This is a genomic window from Aeoliella straminimaris (assembly GCF_024054565.1).
Lineage (GTDB): Bacteria > Planctomycetota > Planctomycetia > Pirellulales > Lacipirellulaceae > Aeoliella > Aeoliella straminimaris.
In genome coordinates, this window is the sequence record NZ_JAMXLR010000077.1 from 121,239 (window position 1) to 141,563 (window position 20,325).

Here is a 20,325-nt window from a genome sequence, read left to right on the forward strand (position 1 = left end):
CCATGCCCTGCTACCTCTTCACTTACCACGCGTACGGATCGTGGATGCCGAACCGCGAGCGGGGATACGTTCGTCGCGATGAGGGGCTCGTCGCGCAGGATGCCCATATGGATCGACTTTACGTCGAGTCGATGAAGGGCGATCAAATCCGTCTGACGGCTGAGCTTCAACGGGTAATCGCTCTTAGCGTTGTCGCTTCGCAAGAGAGGCAACGATTTGTTGCGTGCTATACCGCTACAGATATCTCTCATGCACACGTGCTTATCTCGTGGACCGACGGCCGAGACGCGGTGAAGATGCGAGGTCTCGTAAAAGGGTCGCTTAGCCGAGCCCTGAATGCCGCGTTTCGCTCGCAAAAGTGGTTCAGCGAGGGGGGAAGCCGTAAGCGAGTTCGCACTCGCAGTCATTTCGACTACCTGCTCGGCACTTATCTCCCTTCGCATCGCGGAGTAAAGTGGAGTCGCTACACAGGCTTTGTGACTTAGTCGCGGAGGGCGTGGCCCTCCGGCTATTGGGTACTCTACTGCAGCGTTTCCACTTGCATTCGACTTTAATACCGGACCGCCTCGCGTTCCGCGAATCCACCGCGCGTCTGCAATCCTAAACACATCCCCATGGGTTCCATCCACCCCCCACAACCGGTTCTCAGGCTCGTCGCGATCATCAGTCGGTACGACGAAGCACTCGCGTGGGCTCGCGAGCGCGTGGAAGCCGAGTGGGGGGAGCATGCGGTGGTGAGCGATGCGTTCGTGTTTCACGATACCGATTACTACGATGCCGAAATGGGCATTGAGCTGAAGAAGCAGTTCGTTTGCTCCGCGGTGCTCGCGAATCCCGGTGAGCTGGCCAGCGTGAAGCACCTCACCAATGGGTGGGAAGCCGAATATGCCGCCGCGGCCGATCATCCTGAGCCGCGGCCGCTGAATCTCGATCCCGGTTACATCGCCGAGTCGAAGCTGGTGCTGGCATCGACCAAGAATCACTCGCACCGCATCTACCTGTCGCGCGGCATCTACGCCGAAATTACGCTGGGGTATTCCCGCAGTTCGGGGTGGAAATCGATGCCGTGGACCTATCCGGATTACCAGCGGGACGACTTTCAGCAGTATTTCACCGCTGCCCGGGGGTATCTCCGCCAGCAGCTGCGGAGCCGGGCGCCGGGCGAAGAATTGCCCATTGATTGACCCGCCCCGCCGTGGCGGCCTAAGATTTGAAAAGGCCCCCATTTTTGTCCGTGTTGAATTTCCAGCGAGCTTTCTCCTATGCGTGCTCTCCCGATTGTGGTTGTGTCTCTTCTCATCGGTAGCAGCGTCGGCGCGTGGTCGGCGTATCAAAGTGTTGGCAGCCAGCGGTCGGCCGAAGAGATCAGTGCACTGCGGGGCGACACCACCGGTGACGAGTCCGATTATCCCAAGTTCGAGATCGACGCCGTGCAGTACGACTTTGGCTCCATGCAGCGGGGTACCTCTCGCAAGCACAGCTTTAAGGTCACCAACAAGGGGACCAAGCCGCTTACCGTGCAGGTGGTGAGCACCACTTGCAAATGCACGGCCGGCGACATGGCTAAGAACCCCATTCCGCCGGGCGAGACCGAAGACCTGACGCTCACCTGGGTAGCCAAAGTGAACGCCGGCACGTTTCGCCAGACCGCCACGCTGGAGACCAACGACCCCCGCGCCCGGCGGGTGGAGTTGACTGTCGAGGGCATGGTAAACAACGTCAGCACCGTCGAGCCGAACCAATGGTTCTTCGACAAGCTGCGGGCCGAAGACCAACGCACCGAGTCGTTGTACGTCATGTCGTTCGAGGACGAAGACCTCGAGATCGAATCGGCCAACATCGAAAACCCGGAGGATGAAGGCAAGTACAACATCGAAGTTGTCGAAGTGCCCCACGACGAACTGCCTGACGCCAAAGCCAAGGCCGGATATCGAGTGGATGTGACGCCGCTTGGCAAACTTCCGCTCGGACCGATTCACGACTGGGTCATGCTGCATACCAATATCAAGGAAGCCGAAGAACTGCGGGTGCCGATCATGGGCACCGTGGTGGGCGACATCGAACTTCGCGGCCCCGCGGCCTACAACGATGTGACCGGTTCGGTCCACTTTGGCGATGTCCAGAGCGAGGAGGGCGCCGAGGTCAAGCTGTTCCTCAACGTTGGTGGCGAGCATGCAGCCGATACCAAGTTCGAGGTGGCCGAGCTCGATCCCGAATACCTGGAAGTGGAACTGGGCGAGCCCCGCAAGCTGCGCGACGACCTGTATCACGTGCCGCTGACTCTGCGGCTGCCACCCGGCCTGCCGCCGGCTATTCGTAACGGTACCGGCCAGGGCGAAGGTGGCAGTGTGGTGCTGAAGACCAATCATCCCACCAGTCCCGAGATCAGCTTTGGCGTCCGGTTTGTGATTAAAGGTGCGGCTGTCACCAAATAGACCGGCCGGGCACACGCCGTGTGACCAACCCTCCCGCCTGCGGCGACTTTTCCAGCCCGCGTGGGTGGGGGTGGAGAAGTTTGCCGTAAGTTCCGACAATCCGAGTACGGCCCGTTCCGATACCCCCTCCCCCCGAATTACCACATGACGAAGCATCCCGCCATACGCCGTTCGCGTCCCTTCCTGGTTGTGCTGTTGTTGTTCGCCGCTCCCATGTGGGCGGCGTTTGCCTTTACCGACAATGCGGCCAGCGAAACGCCCCACGAGACCATCCGGGTAGGTCCCAAGTTCGAAGCCCGCTTTGTCGCCAAGCCCGTTGTCGAACTGGCCGCTGGTCACAAGCCCAAGCCCGATCCCATCGAAGCGAACGGCCCGATCTTCGTCGACTGGCCCAAGCCCGATCTGGCGATGGTGTTCACTGGCGAACAGATGGGCTTCCTCGAACCATGCGGCTGCGCCGGGCTCGAGAACCAAAAGGGGGGCTTCAAGCGGCGGATGACCATGATGAAGCAGCTTCGCGATCAGGGGTGGCCGATCGTTGCCATGGACACCGGCGGCCTGGTGCGGCGCTACGGCCCGCAAGCTCAAATCAAGCTCGGCAGGATCCTCGAAGGTTTGGTCGAGATGGATTACTCGGCCGTCGGCTTTGGCGAAAAGGAACTGAAGCTCGACATGCTGTCCGAAGCAGCGAACCTGAGCCCCAACCCGCTGGTATCGGCGAACGTGGTATTGGTGGATCCCGAGTTTGGTTTCACCCGACCTTACCGCGTCGTCGAAAAGAACGGTTTCAAAGTTGGTATGACCGCCGTGTTGGGCAAGCAAGGCATTGCTTCCGTCGCGTCGATGACCGACCTGGTGACCGTCTCGCCCGAGGAGGGCATTCAGCAAGTGCTGCCCAAACTGCTGGCCGAGAACTGCGACGAAATGGTGCTGTTGGTCTATGGCGAAGTGTCCGAGGCCAAGGCGCTGTCCGCCAAGTTCCCCCAGTTCCGCTGGGTTGTCGCCGGCAAGGGGGGCGACGAACCACCCAAGCAAGCAACACCTATCCCTGAGTCGGGCGCCAACCTGATCGAGATCGGTCACAAGGGCATGTACGCCGTGGTGATTGGTATCTACAAGCAAGGCCAGCCGCGGTACCGCTATCAAAAAGTGCCCATGGACCATCGCTTCGAAGATGCCCCCGAGATGCAACAACTGATGGTGCGTTATCAGAACCAGCTCAAGACGCTTGTCACCTCGGGCAAGGGGTGGGAACCTTTGACCGGCAAGCCGCTGGCAACGCCCGGTGGCGGTAGCGGCTTCGTCGGCAGCGAAGTCTGTGCCGACTGTCATACCGACGCCTGCGACGTGTTTATGAAGAGCCCGCACGCTCACGCCACCGAGACATTGGTGCAGCTCGACCCGCCCCGGCACTTCGACCCCGAGTGCGTCAGCTGCCATGTGACGGGCTGGAATCCCCAGGGCTTCGCTCCCTACGTGACGGGATACGAGAGCCTGGAGAAAACACCCCATCTCAAAATGCAGGGTTGCGAGAACTGCCATGGCCCGGCCAAGGATCACTACGATGCCGAGATGGGTAACATCGATGCAACCGACACCGAAATCGAGAACTTTCGGGCGGCCCTGCGGATGAAAGTGGTCGAGAACGAGGGCAACATGGAAGGTCAGGTGCTGGGCGACGTCGTGAAGAACTGCCTGGAGTGCCACGATCTGGACAACTCCCCCGACTTCGACTTCCAGGACTACTGGGATCGCGACGAGAACCCGGTGAAGCACGAAGGGAAGTATTGAGCGGCGCACGCCGTAGCTACCGTCGCCAGACGGTGGATTCCCCGCCGCGAGCCGGCTCGCGCACGGAAGTTTTGGGCCAACATCCGGGATCTACATCCATGGGCCCAAAACTCCAGCGGTTTTGTCCTCCCCCAGGTGGTGAAACCCCTTGTTTTCTCGGTAAAACCATTCGCGGCGTGCGACAAAACCCCGCGCGTTGTTCCCCGCATGTGTTTTGGGCCACCGCCGTGGGCCCAAAACTCCGTTGGCCCAAAACTCCAATAGTGGCCATTCGCTCCGCGAATGAGCGCCTCCGGCATTACGCTCGTTCGCGGAGCGAACGGCCACCAACGACCTCTGGCCTATAGCTTATAGCGCACAGCCAATCGCCATTCCGATTGCCAAACAGCCACGGCAGGTACAAACGGCCGCAACTCCATTGGACCAAACCGGCGGACGACTTCAACAGTCACTTTTTTACACGTGCTGTTTCTTACCCCCCGCAACCGCACAAGATGGCCTCTCCCGTGCTGGCGACGTCTTACCTGCGGGACATTGATAACGAGTTTCTCTATACCGGTAGGAGACTCGATCCCGAGACGGGGTTACAATATTCGAGGTATCGGTACTACCACCCGCAGCTTGGTCGGTTCGTGAATCGGGACCCGATTGGGTATCGCGGCGGGATGAATCTGTATGCCTATGTGGGGGGGATGCCAACTCGGTATACTGATCCGATGGGGTTGGTGATTTGCAAATGCATGTGTAAGGAGGAGGCTCAAGGACTGGGAGAAGGTGGCTATAATAAGCCAAAGCCAATTTTCGTTACGGCACCAAACCGCGCTGCTTGTGCCGCAAGTTGCACGAACTTGGATTACTCTTCGTTTATCGGAATTGCTGTGATCAGCAGGTCTTGCAAGAATTCTCCACTGACACCGGATGAGGGATCCGTTGAGGCGTTGTGTGCTGGTAATCCAAAGTGTGAATCTGCCTTTGTAGATATCATGCAGATTGTAGGCGACACAGGGCAGACTGGTGATCCACCTTGGCCCTACACAGGAAGCTGTTTCGAGTACCTTCAAGCAGTCAAAGACAAATTGCCTGAGAACACAGTATTACCCGGCGGCTGCACTGTAGAATACCTAATTGTGCTCCCGGAGGACTACGTCCTTGAAGACAGTTGGCTGTATGGGCCCGTAAGACCCACATACTATAATCGGCTTGGAATGATCACGCATGGGTTCATAGCACACGGTGTGGGCCGATTATGTTGTCCACAGAAAGATGGCACGAAAAAATGTATGTACTTTGATGTTGGTCATGGGACGATGAAGGGACAGTATGGGGGAGATGATCATTGGTTTTCACCGAACGACCCCGATTGGCTATTTGATATTGATCAAGATGGCATGAACCCATACATAGGTAACCAATAGTAGTTACTAGATGAAAATAAACTTCATCACGAACGCAAGTTGGCTGCTTGTGCTCAGCATGCTTTTGCTTGTGCAACTTGTTGGTGTCTATTGGATAGTGAGCCACTTGCGCACACCTTCCCTCCCTTCGCCGGCTAGGTTGTCGCTGATTGTGATGACTCAGCTTGCAGTGGACATATGGATATCAAAGCGATTGCCGATATTGAGAAAGCGGCTGAGCTACCAAGTCGGTCTTATCGTCGCGGTATATCTACTCTCATTATTATTGCTATATCCTTTCGCTCCGTCCGTGGATGGGATTAACATCGATACAGCTTTAATCAAGCATAAAATCGAAAGCGTGATATGTATCGTTGTCTTAATCGGTTTTGTGACGATGAACATTGTTCATATGTTAAGGTGGGTTCTGCTAAGAAAAAGCGACAAGTCCGCAACTCCAGAAGACTCAATCGTGTAAGCCCCGTAATGATGCCCAGTAGGAAGTCTCACCAGGTACGATAGCAACTTGACTCCCACAGAAGCGAAGAACCGCTGAACGATAACACCGAAGCATCGCGTGGTTCAAACTAAAAACCCGCCGCCCTCGAATGAGGGGCGACGGGCGTAACCAGATTTCTCTATCTGGCTTTCTGATTTAGCCCACAGTTGTTCCGCCGAATCGTGTTTGCCCAGACTCGGCGGCTGTGGGTCCGGTCGCGGCTGCTGGCCGTAGCATCGAATCACAATCTCACGACCGAAGATGGTTTAAAGCCACGCCTACCCCGGCTACTAATCTTTCTTCCATGGTGGGCAGGTGTGGCCTGGAGGATTACTCAGCCGATTCAGGATCGGCCAACGTGTCTAGCTCCGCGCTGTTGGCCTCTAGGTCCGCCTCTAGCTTGTCCCGCTGTTGCATTAGCTCAGCCTCTCGGTTGGCTTTCCTTGCCCCCATTACTAGGTCTACCTGTTTCAGCAGCCTCTGGGCTTCCACTGGGCAATGATCGGGCTCGGCAATTTGACGGCGGGCCTTATTGAGTAGCACCCGGAATCGCATGTCAGATTCTGGATCCCAATTCTCATCACCGATGAGTTTATCGAGCACCTCCAGTTTCGGGGCCACGCTCTTGAGGTGGTTGGCCTTGTGTTGCTTGGCTTGCAACACGACGGGTGGCACTGACTAGCCGCCACTTTTCTGTGTGCCACGGGCTCCGCCCGTGCTTTGAACTACCATGACGCCATGCACCGAGATCCCCAGTGAAAATGAGTCTGGCATTGTGAAGGGGCAAAGACAGGTGTAGTAGATTAACCGGAGTGGTGTGCAAGCCGAACACCAGTGGCTTGCACGGGCAGAGCCCGTGGCACACACCAGGACAGTGCCACCCAGCCGTAGAGTGGCACTCGCGGCTAGTGCCACCCGTCGACAAGTCCCGACGAAAAGAAGCGACCGCGTGAGGAGCCCCGGATGCATGTCGAGTTTTGGATAGTCGTTTCTGTTACGCTGTGGTTTGGTGTCGAACTGGGCGTTCGCCATCGCGGGCTTCGCGTTGCGCTGCAGAGTGTCATGGTGCTGGGGTTTTGCTTCGTGTTTTTCAGTGTCGGTTCACTCGTCGGGAAGTTCGAGCCAAACCTGGCAGCAAATAACCGGCTAAAGAATCTGACGCGCGGCCTGGTGGCGATTGCAGGCGATGAAGACTTCGACCGAGCTGAGTTTCTAGAGCGGTTGAAGCAACTCGAACAAGGAGTCATACCCACCTACGAGACTCAAAGCGACTCCCGGGAGGCTGTGGTTAGGTTTTTGGGTGCGTACAACATGGAGTTCGAAGACGAGATCCCGATCGAGGCTGACCAAGGTGTTGACTCCACCTCCGAGTAGGGCGAAGCTCGTTGAAGGGGCGACTTGACTCCGCCCCCTTCGAAGTCTGGGACTGCTCGGGCTGCGTCGATAGCGAGCCGGCCATTCTGGAAAACAGGAATACAAAATGAACACTAGATTACTACCAGCAAGGGCAACACGGTATCTTGGGTTAGCGCTACCATGCCTGTTGGTGTGGAGTTGTTCCGTCTCGGCACAGGACCTGGCAGACGCGCAATCGATTCCGACGAAAGCCTTCACGGAGTCGAAGGACCAGGCCAGTCAGGTTGTGGAAGTCACCTCGGAGAAGCAGCTACAGCAACTGTTGAAGGTACTTACGGCCAGTGAGCCGAGTGCAGCGACAGTTCGCGATGGCAGGGAGTATACGTTTCCAGGGCGTTATCTGATCCGTGGCCGTGTGCCAGGCTATGGGACGAAGTGTCCGGACGAGTTGAATGCTGGCTGGTATTCCTTTTCTCTCAGGCAAAGTTGGCCGGACAAGGTCTTCCGCGCGGGAGGCGAATACCCCACGGTCGTAGCGGTGGGGCGACTTTTCTATCGAACATCCTTCGAATACCAAGCACCCGATCCCAAGGAAGCGAGGCATCCAAAGGCCGATCGCCCATCGCAGTACAAGCCGGGCGATCAAGTCCCTGCCAAGTTCCGATTCGAAGTCGAAGAAGTCTGGACTCAACAGATTCTGAAGGAGAAGGAACCAGCTCCCCAGCAACTCCCGCAGAAGTGAGTCCGGCAAGCGCAATGTCGTTCTCGAACCGCGGCCCAGTTGTCTAACCGCAACCAAATGCAAATCGGACACAGTTGTCTTGCACTGCACCGGTGCGCGGCATTCTGTATGTAGCACGCCTGGTGGTTGGCTTACATCGCCCGACAACTGTGGTTAGCATTGCGGGTAGTAGACCTCGTACCTGTTTCCATTCTCTGGCGAGGTGTTGGATGCACACAATCGCGCGCAATTCATCCGCTAATTGGGTCCTGGCTCTGTCGGCGACGCTGCTGACTTTCGCCGCCAGCATCGCGTCGGCACAGCAAGTGCCCGCGGATCTCTCGACGCCGGGCAGGAGTTTTGAACTGGGCGACAAGATTGTCAGCACCAGTTTCTTCGTGTGGTATCGCTCCGACGGGGGTCAGCAGGACGGTCCCTGGCTGCCAATCGAGGGGCGTGAGAACTGGACCGGCGAGGTGCCGTTCTGGAAGACGCAGATCAAGCAGGTGATGGCGGCCAATATCGACGCGATGAACGTCCATTTGACGGACGACTTCCACCAGCAGCGGCGCAACCTGTTTGCCGCCCTGCGCGAACTGCGGCGCGAGGGGTACGACGTGCCGAAAGTGACGCCGTTTCTGGATCCCATCATCATCTGGGGGATGAACAACTCGCTCGATGTCTCCACGGCCGAGGGAAAAGACACCTTCGTCGGCATGTACAGCAAGTTCTACCAGCAGTACTTCGACACCAACCCCGACGAGCACGCCGATAGCTATCTCACCCACATCGATGGACGCACCGTGCTCGATGTGTGGCACGTTCACCATTCATTGGCCCATCTGTCGTCGCTCACCCGCGCGGAGGTCCAGGGGCGCCTGGCGGCAGAGTTCGCCGCCCAACACGCGATGTTCCACGACGACATCTACATGATCACTACGGCCGTCAGTCCGGCGACGCTCGGCTTCGCCGACGAAAAGGTGGTTCAGTTCGAAACCCAGGCCTACTTCGATCCGCGGAGCTACAACTCGCTCCGCACGGTGCAATTGAAACCAGGCTACTGGGACCAGAACATCCGCGATCCGGGGTACTTTCTGCCGCGAGCGGGCGGATCGCACTACGCGGCGGCCTGGGCCAAGGTTGCCAGTCAGAAGTCGTCCATCGACCGGGTGTACGTCGAGAGCTGGAACGAGTATGCCGAAGGCACCGGCATCTACGCGGCCGATACCCGCGGGGCCCAGGTGCTCGATCCGCCCAACGATAGCGGCAATACGGATACCTGGTCGAGCGACAACGATCCGTACCAGTACATCCGCACCACCGCCGAAGGGGCGCGGCAATACAACGACGTGGCCGATCTGGATGCGAGGATCCTCTGGCATAACCTTCCGGAGACCTTGCGTCCCGGACAGACGGTCACAGCCCAGGTGATCGTACGCAACACCGGTGATGTTCGCTGGACAGGGGCCGCGGGGTTTCAGTTTGGCCAGAACGAGCAACAAGACGTGGTACTGTTTGGCACCGGCCGTTATAAGCTGAACGACGAGGATAACGAGATACCGACGTACGGCGGCATCTTCCGCGGGCGTCCCGTCAAGTTCGATGTCACGCTCACCGCCCCCGCGAAGGCCGGCCGCTACGAGACCCACTGGCAGATGCTGCACGCGGGGGACGCCCGCTTCGGCGAGGAGTTGACCCACGCGATTGACGTGGTGGCGCCAGAAGACGCTCGGCACGAGGGAACCGCTGGCCTGGTCGATTGAGTTGCAATGCGAAGACATTAGCCCCTTCACCTTGTTGGAACCCAAGCCGACTTGCGAGTAGGATAAAGGTTGCTCGGCCGTTAAGCGACCATTGAGAATCAGGGGAAGGCACCATGTTGCGACAATTTATGGCACTCGTTGGAGTGTTCGGTTCACTGTTGGCCGCGGCACCTCCGTGTTCGGCCGCGCGAATCTATCAGATCGTCGATTACCCCGAGTTTCAGCAAGGCTATTCTTTGCGCGGTACGATCACCACCACCGACAATGCCCACCAGGATGGGACGCTCGATGGCGAGGAGATTCTCAACTGGCATTGGGCGGTAGATGGCCCCCAGGCGTTCGCATTTTCCAGCGGCGCCGGATCCTCTCTCGATTTCCAGGGTATCGGCATTACCGAAGAGGCCATCTCGCTGCCGCAAACCGAGATTGCCAGTGCCTACCTGCGAGGGATCGAAGGGGTCGGCAGGGGAGCCAGCACGTACACGTTGCAGTGGTATACGCAGAGGGGTACTAGAACTGGCGACTACTACTACATGACCTCGCTGTCCGGAATCATCGAGGGCGACATTGCGACGAGATTCTGGGACAGCTCTCAAGTAGGGGCAGGTGACGGCGTACACATGATCGCCCGCGCGGTGCCCGAGCCCGCAGCGATTCTGCTGCTTGCCGGGGCTGGGCTCTTGGGTGGGGCTGTGTGTGTAGCTACTCGCCGCCGATCGCCGGCCGGAGCGTGATAGCGCCGCCGTCGGGGGTGATGCGGAAGCCGCCGTCCGTCTGCGTGAAGCTTCCCTCGGTGGCGTTCACCCGGTAGTCGTGCGATTGGAACGAGCAGTCGAGCGACTTGGCTTGCACGCGGGTAAAGGGCAGATCCGCGTCGGGGGCGGCGCGGAACTCGGCCCACCAGTCGGCGCTCAAGCCTTCCAAAGCGATGTGCATGGTCCGTTCGGCAAGTTCGATCACCAACGCGCCTTCGACATTCGTCAGCGGCCACAAGATGCGTAGCTCGCCCGGTTGGGGGCTGGTGACTTCTGGCTCGCCGCCGGTCAACTCTACGTCTTGGCCATCGATGCGGGCTTTGAACACGATGCCGGCCAGCACCTCGCGGGAGCTCCAATGAAAACCGTCGACCACCGGCTGGGCGTAGAACTCCACCGCCGGGCTGGTGATCTTCTGCTTCAGGATGGGCGACTCGACCGACTCGTCGAACAGGTGGATGTCGCGAATTCTCAGGTGGCGATCCTGCCAGATGAGGCTGGTGCGATAAAAGCGGCTGTTGAACCACACCGTCTGGCGGGTGTCGTCACGCAGCGGCGATTGGTAGGTCATCGACGTCGCAGGCGTGGTCTCAAAGTTCCGGCGGAACCACTCGCCCGACTCGTGCAGCGTCTCAACGCGCACTTTGCCTTCGTCGCGCAGCTGGGCGATGAGCGGGAACTGGTACTCGAGGCCACGATGCATGCCGTCCCAGGTAAAGGAATTCTCCTGTCCGGCCTGGGTATAGTTGAAGGCCAGGCACTCGCCGTCGACAAAGTTCTCGAGGAACCAGTCGACCCATGCCGCATCGCCACCACTGTCGCCATACACGGGCTCCAGCGAAATCACGCCCTGGTGCGTGTGGCCAATGCCGTTGTCGTACTGCCGCAACGGATCGCTGCCGAGCATGCGGAACACGGGAACGGGTATCTGCTGCGACTCGGTCTGCGCGGGCATGTAGGCATTCACCTTGCTGGGGTAGTAGGCCTGATTCCAGTACCCGCCCCATAGGGTGTAGCCATCGGTGCCAACCTGGTCCTTGCAGTTGGCGCTGGCGACAATGCCGTAGCGATCGCGCATGTATTGCAGCGTATGAGCATCGATAAACCACGAAGCGACCGACTTGGGGTAGTAACCAAACGCTTTCTTGAAGTCGGCCATGTAGACGTCGACCAGCTTCTCGCGCTGCTCGGGCGTGTAGCCAGACGCGAACCCAACGTCGGCGTGCCAGTCCCAGGGAAAGCGGCCCCGCCACTCGAGCCCGGCCTTCTCCACCAGCGGCTGCGGCAGTTCCCACCAGGCGCCGATTTCGAACTGCTCGTCCGGCAGCCCCTCGAGCAACTGCTGATACCGCGATTCCATCAACGCGTCGTACTGCAACAGAAACGTACCGGGCAACTTGTGCTGCTTCATCAACTCGGTCTGCTTCACCACGGTCTCGTACAACACGTCCTCGGTAATGGCCTCGCTGCGGGGTTCGAGCAGCCGAATGAAGTTCACGATGTTCACGATCCGCGGCGCCCGGGCTTCGGCCTTGGAGTCTTCGGCCCGAGCCGTAATGCATGCGGTGAAGAGGAGAATCGTCGAACAAGCAATAGCAACGTATCGCATGGAATTCATCGGGGAAGTAGTGGGTCGGAAGGCGTTTCGCAGGAGTCGCAAGTTCGCCATGGAAGGTGAGGGCACACCCTTACGCTTTTATATGGTAACCGCGGCAGTTTTTGACAGGAAATCTTGCCAGGACCCTCAAGTATTAGGGACAGCAGTAATCGGAGGCCGCGGTCCAATACCCGTGGATCGTGCTTCGCTCGTGCCGGACCGGTGAGGCCGTTATAACCACGTGTTGGACGCCGAGGTCTAAGCGGTGCGTAAACTCGACAACCCAAGGTGGTTTGATGAACGACTCGAACGATCAACCGCTGCCCTGCATCGGCGCCATGGCGCTGGCCGTGGTGTTGCACGTAGTGGCCCTCGTTGCGCTGGTGATGGTGCTGGTGTTTGTGGTTCCGCTGCTACGGGAGGTGTACGCCGAGATGGACCTGCCACTGTCGCCGAACGTCCTCTGGCTGGTGCGGCTGTCGCAGTTGGCCGTCTCGTACTGGTACGCGCTGCTTGGCATGGGACTGATTGCCGATATCGCGCTGGTGTGCTTGTTGGGGTGGACCCGGTTTCTCGCCGACAAGGTGCTGCCGCTGGTGAACTACGCGGTGCTGCTGGGTACACTGCTGCTGGTCACCATGATGATGCTCGTGCTGATGACACCATTTGGATAGCAAGTGACTCCCCAACGGCTGCGCGAGCCGTTATAACTGTGTGAAACTCCCGCCGCCATCGCTTGGGCGGCCCACCGTAGGAGCCCACCAGACAAAGGCGGATTAGATGGAAGCGTATCTCGGCGAGTTTCTCGGTACCGCGCTGTTGATCCTGCTGGGAGGCGGCGTGTGCGCAAACGTGTCGCTGCCGCAGACCAAAGGGCAGGGTAGTGGCTGGATCGTCATCTCCTTCGGGTGGGCGATGGCCGTGTTCGTCGCGGTGTGGTGCGTGGGCGAGATGAGCGGCGCGCACATCAATCCGGCCGTGACGATTGGATTGGCCGCCGCCGACGAATTCGAGTGGGCCAAAGTGCCCGGCTTTCTCACCGCGCAACTGGCGGGGGCCATGGTCGGTGCGGCCGTGGTGTGGCTCGCTTATTACGACCACTTCAAGGCCTGCGACGAGCCGGCCACCAAGCTCGGCGTGTTTGCCACAGGGCCGGCGATTCGCAACTATCCCTTCAATGTACTCTCCGAAGTGGTGGGCACCTTCGTCTTGGTGCTGGCCGTGCTGTTGGCGGCCGATCCGTCGGTAGAGTGGCCCTCGCCGACTTCTTCGACTGCGGAAGAGCAGGTCACGACCAAGGTGGGCCTCGGTGCATTGGGGGCCCTGCCGGTTGGGCTGTTGGTGCTGGCGATTGGATTGAGCCTGGGCGGCACGACGGGCTACGCGATTAACCCGGCCCGCGACCTCGGTCCCCGCATCGCCCATGCCTTGCTGCCTATCCCGGCCAAGGGGTCCAGCGATTGGTCTTACGCGTGGGTGCCAATCGCCGGACCGCTGATCGGGGCCTTGCTGGCCGCCGTGGTTGTCCGCATCATCGGATGACGAAACGCCCGGCGTTGCCTAGAATGCCAGTAGACGCGTAGCATGGCGGCCGAACATCGGCAGCCACTGACGTGTCTCAACTCCCACCTGCAGCGCCGAACTCGGACCGCGGCGGCATGGATCAAGCCGCCCCCGTCGAGCGCCATCAAGCAATCGTGTCGCACGCTGCCGCGATTGTTCGTTTCGTGTCGAAGATAGGTTTATGGAAAACGACCCGCCCCCCGAGCCCAAGCACCTTCCGGATCCCACGCCGACTCACCCCCTGCAGATTTCCACATTCCGCGCTTACCTGGTGGTGCGACTTTGCACCATCGTCAGCGCCTCGGGCATGCGGCTGATTGTCGCCTGGCAGGCGTACAACGTGGCTCGCGAAACAATGTCCACGGCCGGTGCCGCGGCGCAGTTGGGTTTGATCGGTCTGATCCAGTTCGTCGCCCTGTTCCTGCTGACCCCGCTGGCGGGGCTTGTTGCCGATCGGTTCAAACGAACTCGCATCGCCAAAGTCACGCTGAGCATGCTGTTGGCTGTGGCCGCCGTGTTGGCCATGGCCAGCTACGAAGGCTGGATCAGCCTGCCGCTGATCTTCGTTCTGGCGGCCGTGCTGGGGGCGGTGCGAGCGTTTCAGGCGCCCGCCATTGGGTCGCTGGCGCCGAATATCGTGCCGCCGCTGCTGTTGCCGCGGGCGATCGCCTTCAGTTCCATCATCTGGCAGACCGGCAGCATCGTCGGCCCCGCGATTGCCGGCTACGCCTACGCCGTGCAGCCCCACTGGGCTTACCTGGTGAGCGCACTGTTGTTCGGCCTGGCCCTGATCGGCCTGTTCGTGGTGGGCCACGTTCCCCAATCGCCACCTCAGAAGGACCGCCATCCGATACGGCAGATCGTCGACGGGCTGAACTACGTCCGCACCAACCGACTGGTTTTCGGGGCCATCACGCTCGACCTGTTTGCGGTGCTGCTGGCCGGCACCACGGCGCTGCTGCCAGTGTATGCCCGCGACATTTTGCACGTGGGGTCCGAAGGACTGGGGCAACTGGCCGCCGCGCCGGGCATCGGTGCGGGGCTAACCGCACTGTGGTTTTCGTTCTGGCCGCTCAAGCATAACGTGGGACCCAAGATGATGTGGGCGGTGGTGGTGTTCGGTCTGGCCACAATGCTGTTCGGAGCCACCGCCTTCCTGCCGGCGTCGAATGCCCTGTGGGTGGCGCTGGCCGCGATGGCCGTGTGGGGCAGCGCCGACATGTTCTCGGTATTCGTGCGGCAGTCGCTCATCCAGATCCACACGCCCGATGCGATGCGGGGCCGCGTGAGCTCGGTGTCGATGCTCAGCATCTCGGCCTCCAACGAATTGGGCGAAGCCGAAAGCGGTTTTCTGGCCGCGCTCATTGGCCCGGTCGGCGCCGTAATTGCCGGCGGCGCCGGCGCCATCGTGGTAACCCTCGCCTGGCTGCGACTGTTCCCCGAGCTACGCTATGCACGGAGCTTTGATCCACCGGAGGACCTGCACGAGAAGCGGCTGGAAGGCGGGCTGCAGGCGTCCTGAGTGATGAAACGATTTCTGCTTGCGGGACGTCGATTTCAGTTGGTCGGGGGACGGTAGAGATATCTTCAATAGCAAACACCGGGGCAACGCTATCCATTTTGGACGGCGTTGTCCCGGCGAGTTATCTTCTGCCAGCAGTCTGCCTGCAGCTACTTACAGCTTCTTGATCCGCAAGTTCCGCCAGCGGACTTCATAAGGACCTTCATTCCCGCCGATGGCGTGCACCTGCAGGCCGATGAAACCCTTGGGGTGGGTCTTGTAGATTTCCTCGTCGGTCAGGTCGGCCACTGGCTCGCCGTTGACGAAGGTCTGAATCCGCGGGCCCTTGGCTACGATGCGGTAGTGGTTCCACTCGCCGTCTTTGAAATGCTTGTGCGGAATCAGCTTGTCGTCCGGGATCAGCCAACCGCGACCGGTGGCCTCGCCGTAGATGTAGCCGGCCTCGGCGCCTGCGCTGCCACTGGCTTCAATCTCCACCTGCGGTCCGTTCACGCGGCCCGTGTTGTAGACGGACTTGCCGGGACCTTTCTCTGTCTTCGAGCGAATCTGCACGCCCGAGTTCAGCGGGTTGTCGACCTTAACGTCGAACTCCAGTTCGAAGTCGCCGTAAGGCACCACCGAGCAGAGGAACGAGTTGGGGCTGCCAGGATTCGTGCGGCCGACGATCGCATCGTCCTCGACACTGTACTTGGCAGTGCCATTCTTGAGGGTCCAGCCTTCGAGCGTCTTGCCATTGAACATCGATGTCCATTCCTCCGCCGTGGCGGTGGTGCAGGTGGCAAGAACAAAGCAAAGTGACAGTGCCAGCGTGAGTTGCAATCGAGACATGAGGGGGCTCGCCTGGTAGGAGGGAAGGGAAGGTGGGAAGGCCCCATTGTAATCCACCGCCGAGGGCGCGAGCAAAGGCTTTTGGGTTGGAGAAGTCGGTGAATTGCCACGCTGATTCTGGTCAGCATACGTGCCAGCGAGAAAGCGGAGACGGTATGCGGAATGCTCACCTGCCGCGCCGGGCTGTCGAGGTGGTCCTAGTAGCCATTCTTCTCCAAATAGCTCTTTAGATACTTCGCGCGATAGGGATAGCCGTCGAACGGGGCGTCACCGTCGGTGAAGCGTGGGTCGCCCGTCGATTCGAGATACTTCACCAGCTGACCGCGGAGCTGCTCGACGGTCTCGGCGTGCGCCGGATCGTCGGCCAGGTTGTGGACCTGGTCGGGGTCCGCCTGGCAATCGTACAGTTCCACCGGCGGGCGCTTGGCGAAGCACAGCGCGTAGTAGGGGGCCACGTCAGGATCGTCCTGGTGGGCGATCAGCCACTGCTTGGTTGGGCCGTCGTCGCAATCCGCGTACTTGTCGATCGGATGGGTTGCTCCCTCGGGCACACCGGCTGGCCAGCGCTCGGGGTCGACGTTCAGGATCAGCAGCCATCGGTCGGTGCGAATCGCGCGAGCAGGATAGCCGTCCATGGTGGGTATCTTTTGGGCCGGCACGTGGCGTTCGCGGCCGTACACTACGAATTCGCGGCCGGCGGGCTGGCTCGGCTCTTCGACCCCCATTTCGCCCAGCAGCGAGTGCCCGGTCATTTCCTCGGGTATCGGTACGCCGGCCGCTTGGAGAAATGTGGGTGCGAGGTCCGTTAGCGAAACGAACTCTTCGAACTGTTGGCCCGGATTGATTTTTTTGCCCCAACGAATGGCCAGCGGCACGCGCGAACCCCAGTCGTACAGGTTGCCCTTGCACCGTGGGAAGGGCATGCCATGGTCGCCGGTCATCACGATGATGGTATTCTCCAACTCGCCCGCCTCTTCAATCAGCCGGATCGCGGCGGCGACGTCGCTGTCCCACCGCTGTACTTCAAAGTAATAGTCGGCGATGTCGCTGCGAATCTCGGGCTTATCGGGGTAGAAGCTGGGCACCGGCACCTTGGCCAGGTCCATGCCCGACTCGCCGCCGGAGCCTTTCTTGTAAGGACGGTGGGGATCGGAGGTGCCGAACCAGAAGCAGAACGGCTTATCCGCGTCACGCTGCTTCATGAACTTGGTGAACTTCGAGCCCGGGCCGCAGGGATGCTCCTTGTAGCCGAGCGCCGTGTGATCGCCGGGACCCCATGCCTTTCGCCAGTGGCCGATCTGATAGCCAGCGTCGCGCAACAGGAACATGAAGTTCGGGTGCGCCGGATCGAGCGAACTGTGCAGGTTTGCGCCCTGGCCGAGTCGATAGAACTGCTGACCGGTGAGGATCGCGTTGCGGCTGGGGGTGCAACTGGGGCTGGAGATGTACGCCCGATCGAACAACACGCCCTGGCGGGCCAGATCGTCGAACGTGGGCGTCTCGACTACCGGATCGCCATACACCCCGGCGTGGGGCCAGCCCCAATCGTCGGCCATGCAAAAGAGAATGTTCGGCCGCTCGTCGGCCAGCAGATTGCCTGTGAGAGCACACAGGACACACAGCATCACGGCTTGTCGAAACACGGTGGAACTCCGGTTGCAGAACTGGGGTAGCTCAATGCGAGTTAACTCCAGTTATAGCAAAGCCACAAGGGCCGTGCGCGTTTTCGACGCGTTAACGCTGCTGGTCCGACCGGGGGTGCACTCAGCCGGCAGCTTCGATTTCGGCCATCACTTCGTCCGAGATATCGAAGTTCGCCGCCACGTTCTGCACGTCGTCGTGGTCGTCGAGTCGCTCCATCAACTTCAGCACGTTGCGGGCGTCGTCCACGCTCAGGTCGATGGTGTCCTTGGGCACCCAGGTCAGGTCGCGGCTCTCGGTTTCGATCTCCGCGGCGGCGATAGCATCGCACACGTCGGAGTAAGCATCCGGCTCGCACACTACTTCGTAGCTGCCGTCTTCGTGGCGGACGTCGTCGGCACCGGCTTCGATGGCCAGTTCCATCAGCGATTCTTCGTTGGTCTTGTCGTCCGCGATGACAATCACGCCCTTGCGGTCGAACGTCCAGGCCGCGCAACCGGTGGCGCCGAGCTTGCCACCGCACACTTCGAACAGCTTGCGAATCTCGGGTGCGGTGCGATTGCGGTTGTCGGTCAGGATTTCGCACATGATGGCGACGCCGGCCGGGCCGATGCCTTCGTACAGCACCTCTTCCAGGTTGCCACCATCCAGTTCGCCGGTGCCTTTCTTGATGGCCCGCTCGATGTTGTCCTTGGGCATCGAGACCGCTTTGGCGTCGTTGATGGCGTAGCGAAGCCGGAGATTGGCATCCGGGTCGCCGCCACCCATTCGCGCAGCGACGATGATGGCCTTGGAGAGTTTGCTCCACACCTTGCCACGCTTGGCGTCGATAGCCGACTTTTTGCGGGCGATGTTCGCCCAGTGCGAATGTCCTGCCATACTCAGTCAGTGACCAATTGTCAATGAACAATGACCAATGTTCGCAAGCATTGGTCATTGGTCATTGGCGCTTGGCAACTCTCCTACTTTGGTTTGCGTTTTACTTTCTTCTTTTTCTTGCCGGCCACTTTCTTCGTGCCGCTGCCGGTGGCCTTCTTGGCCACCTTCTTCTTCACCTTCTTCTTGGTCGGTGCGTCGTCCGCCGCCGCGGTCTTCTTGACCTTCTTCTTTTTCTTGGTCGGCGTCGCGCCGCCGGCAACCTTCTTGGCTACCTTCTTCTTTTTCTTTGGCTTGGGCGGTTCCGGCTCGGGAGCGGGCTTCTTGGGCAGGCGGCTCTTGCTGTCCGGATCGATGGCCAACAGCGCTTTCTTGGCTGTCTGCCCATAAGGGTTCTTGCCGACCTCGACCCCCAACTGGTGCAGGATGGTGGCCATCTCGACACCCTTGCTCTTCGGCACGGCACGTTCCAGGCCCGGAATGTGCCAGCCGTCGGCTTCCTTCTGGCTGATAATGTCGAACACCAGAAACGCGGTCAGCAGGCCCTGATTGGCAGGGATGGCGTGGCCCCCCAAGGCGTTCTGAGTGACGAACGCCACGGTAAACGGCGAGGTCCCCTCGTACTTCTCGATGGTCTTCGTGGCCTGACCCAGGTTCTGCTTCTTCAGATGCTCGAGGTCGTAGACGTACACCGATTCGAACACGCTATGCAGGGTCCGCTTCAGCCGTTCGGCGGCCGTTTCGGGGTCGTTCAGCGTCTTGAGCGTCTCGGCCAGTTCCCGCTTGGTGCTCACGCGAACTTCGTTCCAGTCGAAGTACTCGGTCTTCAATCGCTCGAAAGCTTCCTCGGCTGCTTCATGGGGGGAGTTTTCCAGCAGGCACGCAAAGATCAAGTGCTCGATCAGCGTGCGATCTTTCGTCACGCCAACCGGCTTGTAGTGCTTCTTGATCTGTCCCAGAAGCTTGGTGATGCGAGTGCCGCGATTCTGTGCTGTCATGGTTGCCCCTCAGGCCGATCCACTTCTCGATTGTGCAGGTGAGGCGAGCTCTGTTGGCCGCTCGCGTTCGGCAGGTGCCGATTCCAATGGGGTGGGTAAGTTAGTTATCCGCCTCGGACGGCGGGTTCTCGATGCCAGCTTCCTCATCCATGGCTGCTTCATCGGGCGGAGTTGGCGCGACCTCGTCGTCGGGCAGCACCTCGCGGAGCATCTTGCTGATGGCAATCGACTGCTTCACGCCCTGGTCGAGTTCGAACTTCAGGCGGGGAGTGTAGCGGGTATCGATGCGTTGGGCGATCTTCGACTGCAGGTAGCCAGCCGAACTCTCCAGACCCTTCAGGCAGGTCTTTTGCTTGCTCTCGCTGCCCATCACCGACACGTGGACTTTCGCCCCGCGCATGTCGGGCGTGACTTCCACGTAGGTGACGGTCACGTCCTCGATACGAGGGTCGTGCAGATCCGTGAGAATCGCCATGCTGACGACTTCGCGGATGGCTTCGGCGGCTTTTAAGACTCGACGGGAGGGCATAAGGCGATTGAGCGGGGCTTATCGTTGAAAGGCCGGTGGACGAACGTCAGACGCTTC

The 20,325-nt window shown here is 59.9% G+C and carries 19 protein-coding genes; 12 read left to right on the plus strand and 7 right to left on the minus strand.

What is annotated here, in order from left to right:
* Nucleotides 1-2 precede the first annotated feature (2 nt).
* The 5 genes from NG895_RS22810 to NG895_RS30960 all read left to right on the plus strand — a co-directional run bounded on the left by NG895_RS22810 (nucleotide 3) and on the right by NG895_RS30960 (nucleotide 5,641).
* A complete protein-coding gene (locus NG895_RS22810; RefSeq protein WP_252854852.1) occupies nucleotides 3-485 on the plus strand; it encodes a hypothetical protein in 483 nt (160 codons plus the stop codon).
* Between the two features lie 129 nt (nucleotides 486-614).
* Nucleotides 615-1,184, plus strand: coding sequence for a DUF4416 family protein (locus NG895_RS22815; RefSeq protein ID WP_252854853.1), 570 nt, complete (start codon nucleotides 615-617; stop codon nucleotides 1,182-1,184).
* Nucleotides 1,185-1,262: 78 nt separating this feature from the next.
* The gene (locus tag NG895_RS22820; protein ID WP_252854854.1) at nucleotides 1,263-2,435 is read left to right on the plus strand and encodes a DUF1573 domain-containing protein; all 1,173 of its coding nucleotides are present in this window, start codon (nucleotides 1,263-1,265) and stop codon (nucleotides 2,433-2,435) included.
* 144 nt (nucleotides 2,436-2,579) lie between these two features.
* On the plus strand, nucleotides 2,580-4,226 hold the full coding sequence (locus tag NG895_RS22825; protein WP_252854855.1) for a multiheme c-type cytochrome: 1,647 nt from the start codon (nucleotides 2,580-2,582) through the stop codon (nucleotides 4,224-4,226).
* A gap of 494 nt (nucleotides 4,227-4,720) precedes the next feature.
* Entirely contained in the window at nucleotides 4,721-5,641 is a 921-nt protein-coding gene (locus tag NG895_RS30960; protein WP_425267248.1) for an RHS repeat-associated core domain-containing protein, read from the plus strand.
* 808 nt (nucleotides 5,642-6,449) lie between these two features.
* On the opposite strand, the gene NG895_RS22830 is transcribed toward NG895_RS30960, so the two are convergent.
* On the minus strand, nucleotides 6,450-6,782 hold the full coding sequence (locus NG895_RS22830; protein WP_252854856.1) for a hypothetical protein: 333 nt from the start codon (nucleotides 6,780-6,782) through the stop codon (nucleotides 6,450-6,452).
* Nucleotides 6,783-7,082: 300 nt separating this feature from the next.
* On the opposite strand from NG895_RS22830, the gene NG895_RS22835 reads away from it, so the two are divergent.
* The 4 genes from NG895_RS22835 (at nucleotide 7,083) to NG895_RS22850 (ending at nucleotide 10,693) form a co-directional block, all read left to right on the plus strand.
* On the plus strand, nucleotides 7,083-7,493 hold the full coding sequence (locus NG895_RS22835; RefSeq protein WP_252854857.1) for a hypothetical protein: 411 nt from the start codon (nucleotides 7,083-7,085) through the stop codon (nucleotides 7,491-7,493).
* Between the two features lie 106 nt (nucleotides 7,494-7,599).
* Nucleotides 7,600-8,217: a hypothetical protein gene (locus NG895_RS22840; protein WP_252854858.1), complete on the plus strand. Its 618-nt coding sequence runs from the start codon at nucleotides 7,600-7,602 to the stop codon at nucleotides 8,215-8,217.
* A 209-nt stretch (nucleotides 8,218-8,426) separates the two neighbouring features.
* Nucleotides 8,427-9,959 carry an NBR1-Ig-like domain-containing protein gene (locus NG895_RS22845; RefSeq protein WP_252854859.1) on the plus strand — a complete coding sequence of 511 codons (1,533 nt, stop codon included), beginning with the start codon at nucleotides 8,427-8,429 and terminating at the stop codon, nucleotides 9,957-9,959.
* A gap of 113 nt (nucleotides 9,960-10,072) precedes the next feature.
* On the plus strand, nucleotides 10,073-10,693 hold the full coding sequence (locus NG895_RS22850) for a PEP-CTERM sorting domain-containing protein (RefSeq protein WP_252854860.1): 621 nt from the start codon (nucleotides 10,073-10,075) through the stop codon (nucleotides 10,691-10,693).
* Here the strand turns inward: NG895_RS22850 and NG895_RS22855 are convergent.
* Nucleotides 10,662-12,323 carry a hypothetical protein gene (locus tag NG895_RS22855; RefSeq protein WP_252854861.1) on the minus strand — a complete coding sequence of 554 codons (1,662 nt, stop codon included), beginning with the start codon at nucleotides 12,321-12,323 and terminating at the stop codon, nucleotides 10,662-10,664. The two genes, NG895_RS22850 and NG895_RS22855, sit on opposite strands and share 32 nt — an antisense overlap.
* 284 nt (nucleotides 12,324-12,607) lie before the next feature.
* Between NG895_RS22855 and NG895_RS22860 the strand changes: the two genes are divergently transcribed.
* From NG895_RS22860 to NG895_RS22870, 3 genes are all read left to right on the plus strand, one after another.
* The gene (locus NG895_RS22860; RefSeq protein WP_252854862.1) at nucleotides 12,608-12,985 is read left to right on the plus strand and encodes a hypothetical protein; all 378 of its coding nucleotides are present in this window, start codon (nucleotides 12,608-12,610) and stop codon (nucleotides 12,983-12,985) included.
* Nucleotides 12,986-13,091: 106 nt separating this feature from the next.
* Entirely contained in the window at nucleotides 13,092-13,853 is a 762-nt protein-coding gene (locus NG895_RS22865; protein ID WP_252854863.1) for an MIP/aquaporin family protein, read from the plus strand.
* A 202-nt stretch (nucleotides 13,854-14,055) separates the two neighbouring features.
* The gene (locus NG895_RS22870; protein ID WP_252854864.1) at nucleotides 14,056-15,396 is read left to right on the plus strand and encodes an MFS transporter; all 1,341 of its coding nucleotides are present in this window, start codon (nucleotides 14,056-14,058) and stop codon (nucleotides 15,394-15,396) included.
* A 153-nt stretch (nucleotides 15,397-15,549) separates the two neighbouring features.
* On the opposite strand, the gene NG895_RS22875 is transcribed toward NG895_RS22870, so the two are convergent.
* The 5 genes from NG895_RS22875 to rbfA form a co-directional block, all read right to left on the minus strand.
* The gene (locus NG895_RS22875) at nucleotides 15,550-16,224 is read right to left on the minus strand and encodes a 3-keto-disaccharide hydrolase (RefSeq protein ID WP_252854865.1); all 675 of its coding nucleotides are present in this window, start codon (nucleotides 16,222-16,224) and stop codon (nucleotides 15,550-15,552) included.
* Nucleotides 16,225-16,421: 197 nt separating this feature from the next.
* Nucleotides 16,422-17,867 carry a sulfatase family protein gene (locus NG895_RS22880; protein WP_252854866.1) on the minus strand — a complete coding sequence of 482 codons (1,446 nt, stop codon included), beginning with the start codon at nucleotides 17,865-17,867 and terminating at the stop codon, nucleotides 16,422-16,424.
* A gap of 121 nt (nucleotides 17,868-17,988) precedes the next feature.
* On the minus strand, nucleotides 17,989-18,744 hold the full coding sequence (locus NG895_RS22885; protein ID WP_252854867.1) for a YebC/PmpR family DNA-binding transcriptional regulator: 756 nt from the start codon (nucleotides 18,742-18,744) through the stop codon (nucleotides 17,989-17,991).
* Nucleotides 18,745-18,827: 83 nt separating this feature from the next.
* Nucleotides 18,828-19,739: a hypothetical protein gene (locus NG895_RS22890; protein ID WP_252854868.1), complete on the minus strand. Its 912-nt coding sequence runs from the start codon at nucleotides 19,737-19,739 to the stop codon at nucleotides 18,828-18,830.
* A 100-nt stretch (nucleotides 19,740-19,839) separates the two neighbouring features.
* Nucleotides 19,840-20,268, minus strand: coding sequence for a 30S ribosome-binding factor RbfA (rbfA, locus tag NG895_RS22895; protein WP_252854869.1), 429 nt, complete (start codon nucleotides 20,266-20,268; stop codon nucleotides 19,840-19,842).
* Nucleotides 20,269-20,325 lie beyond the last annotated feature (57 nt).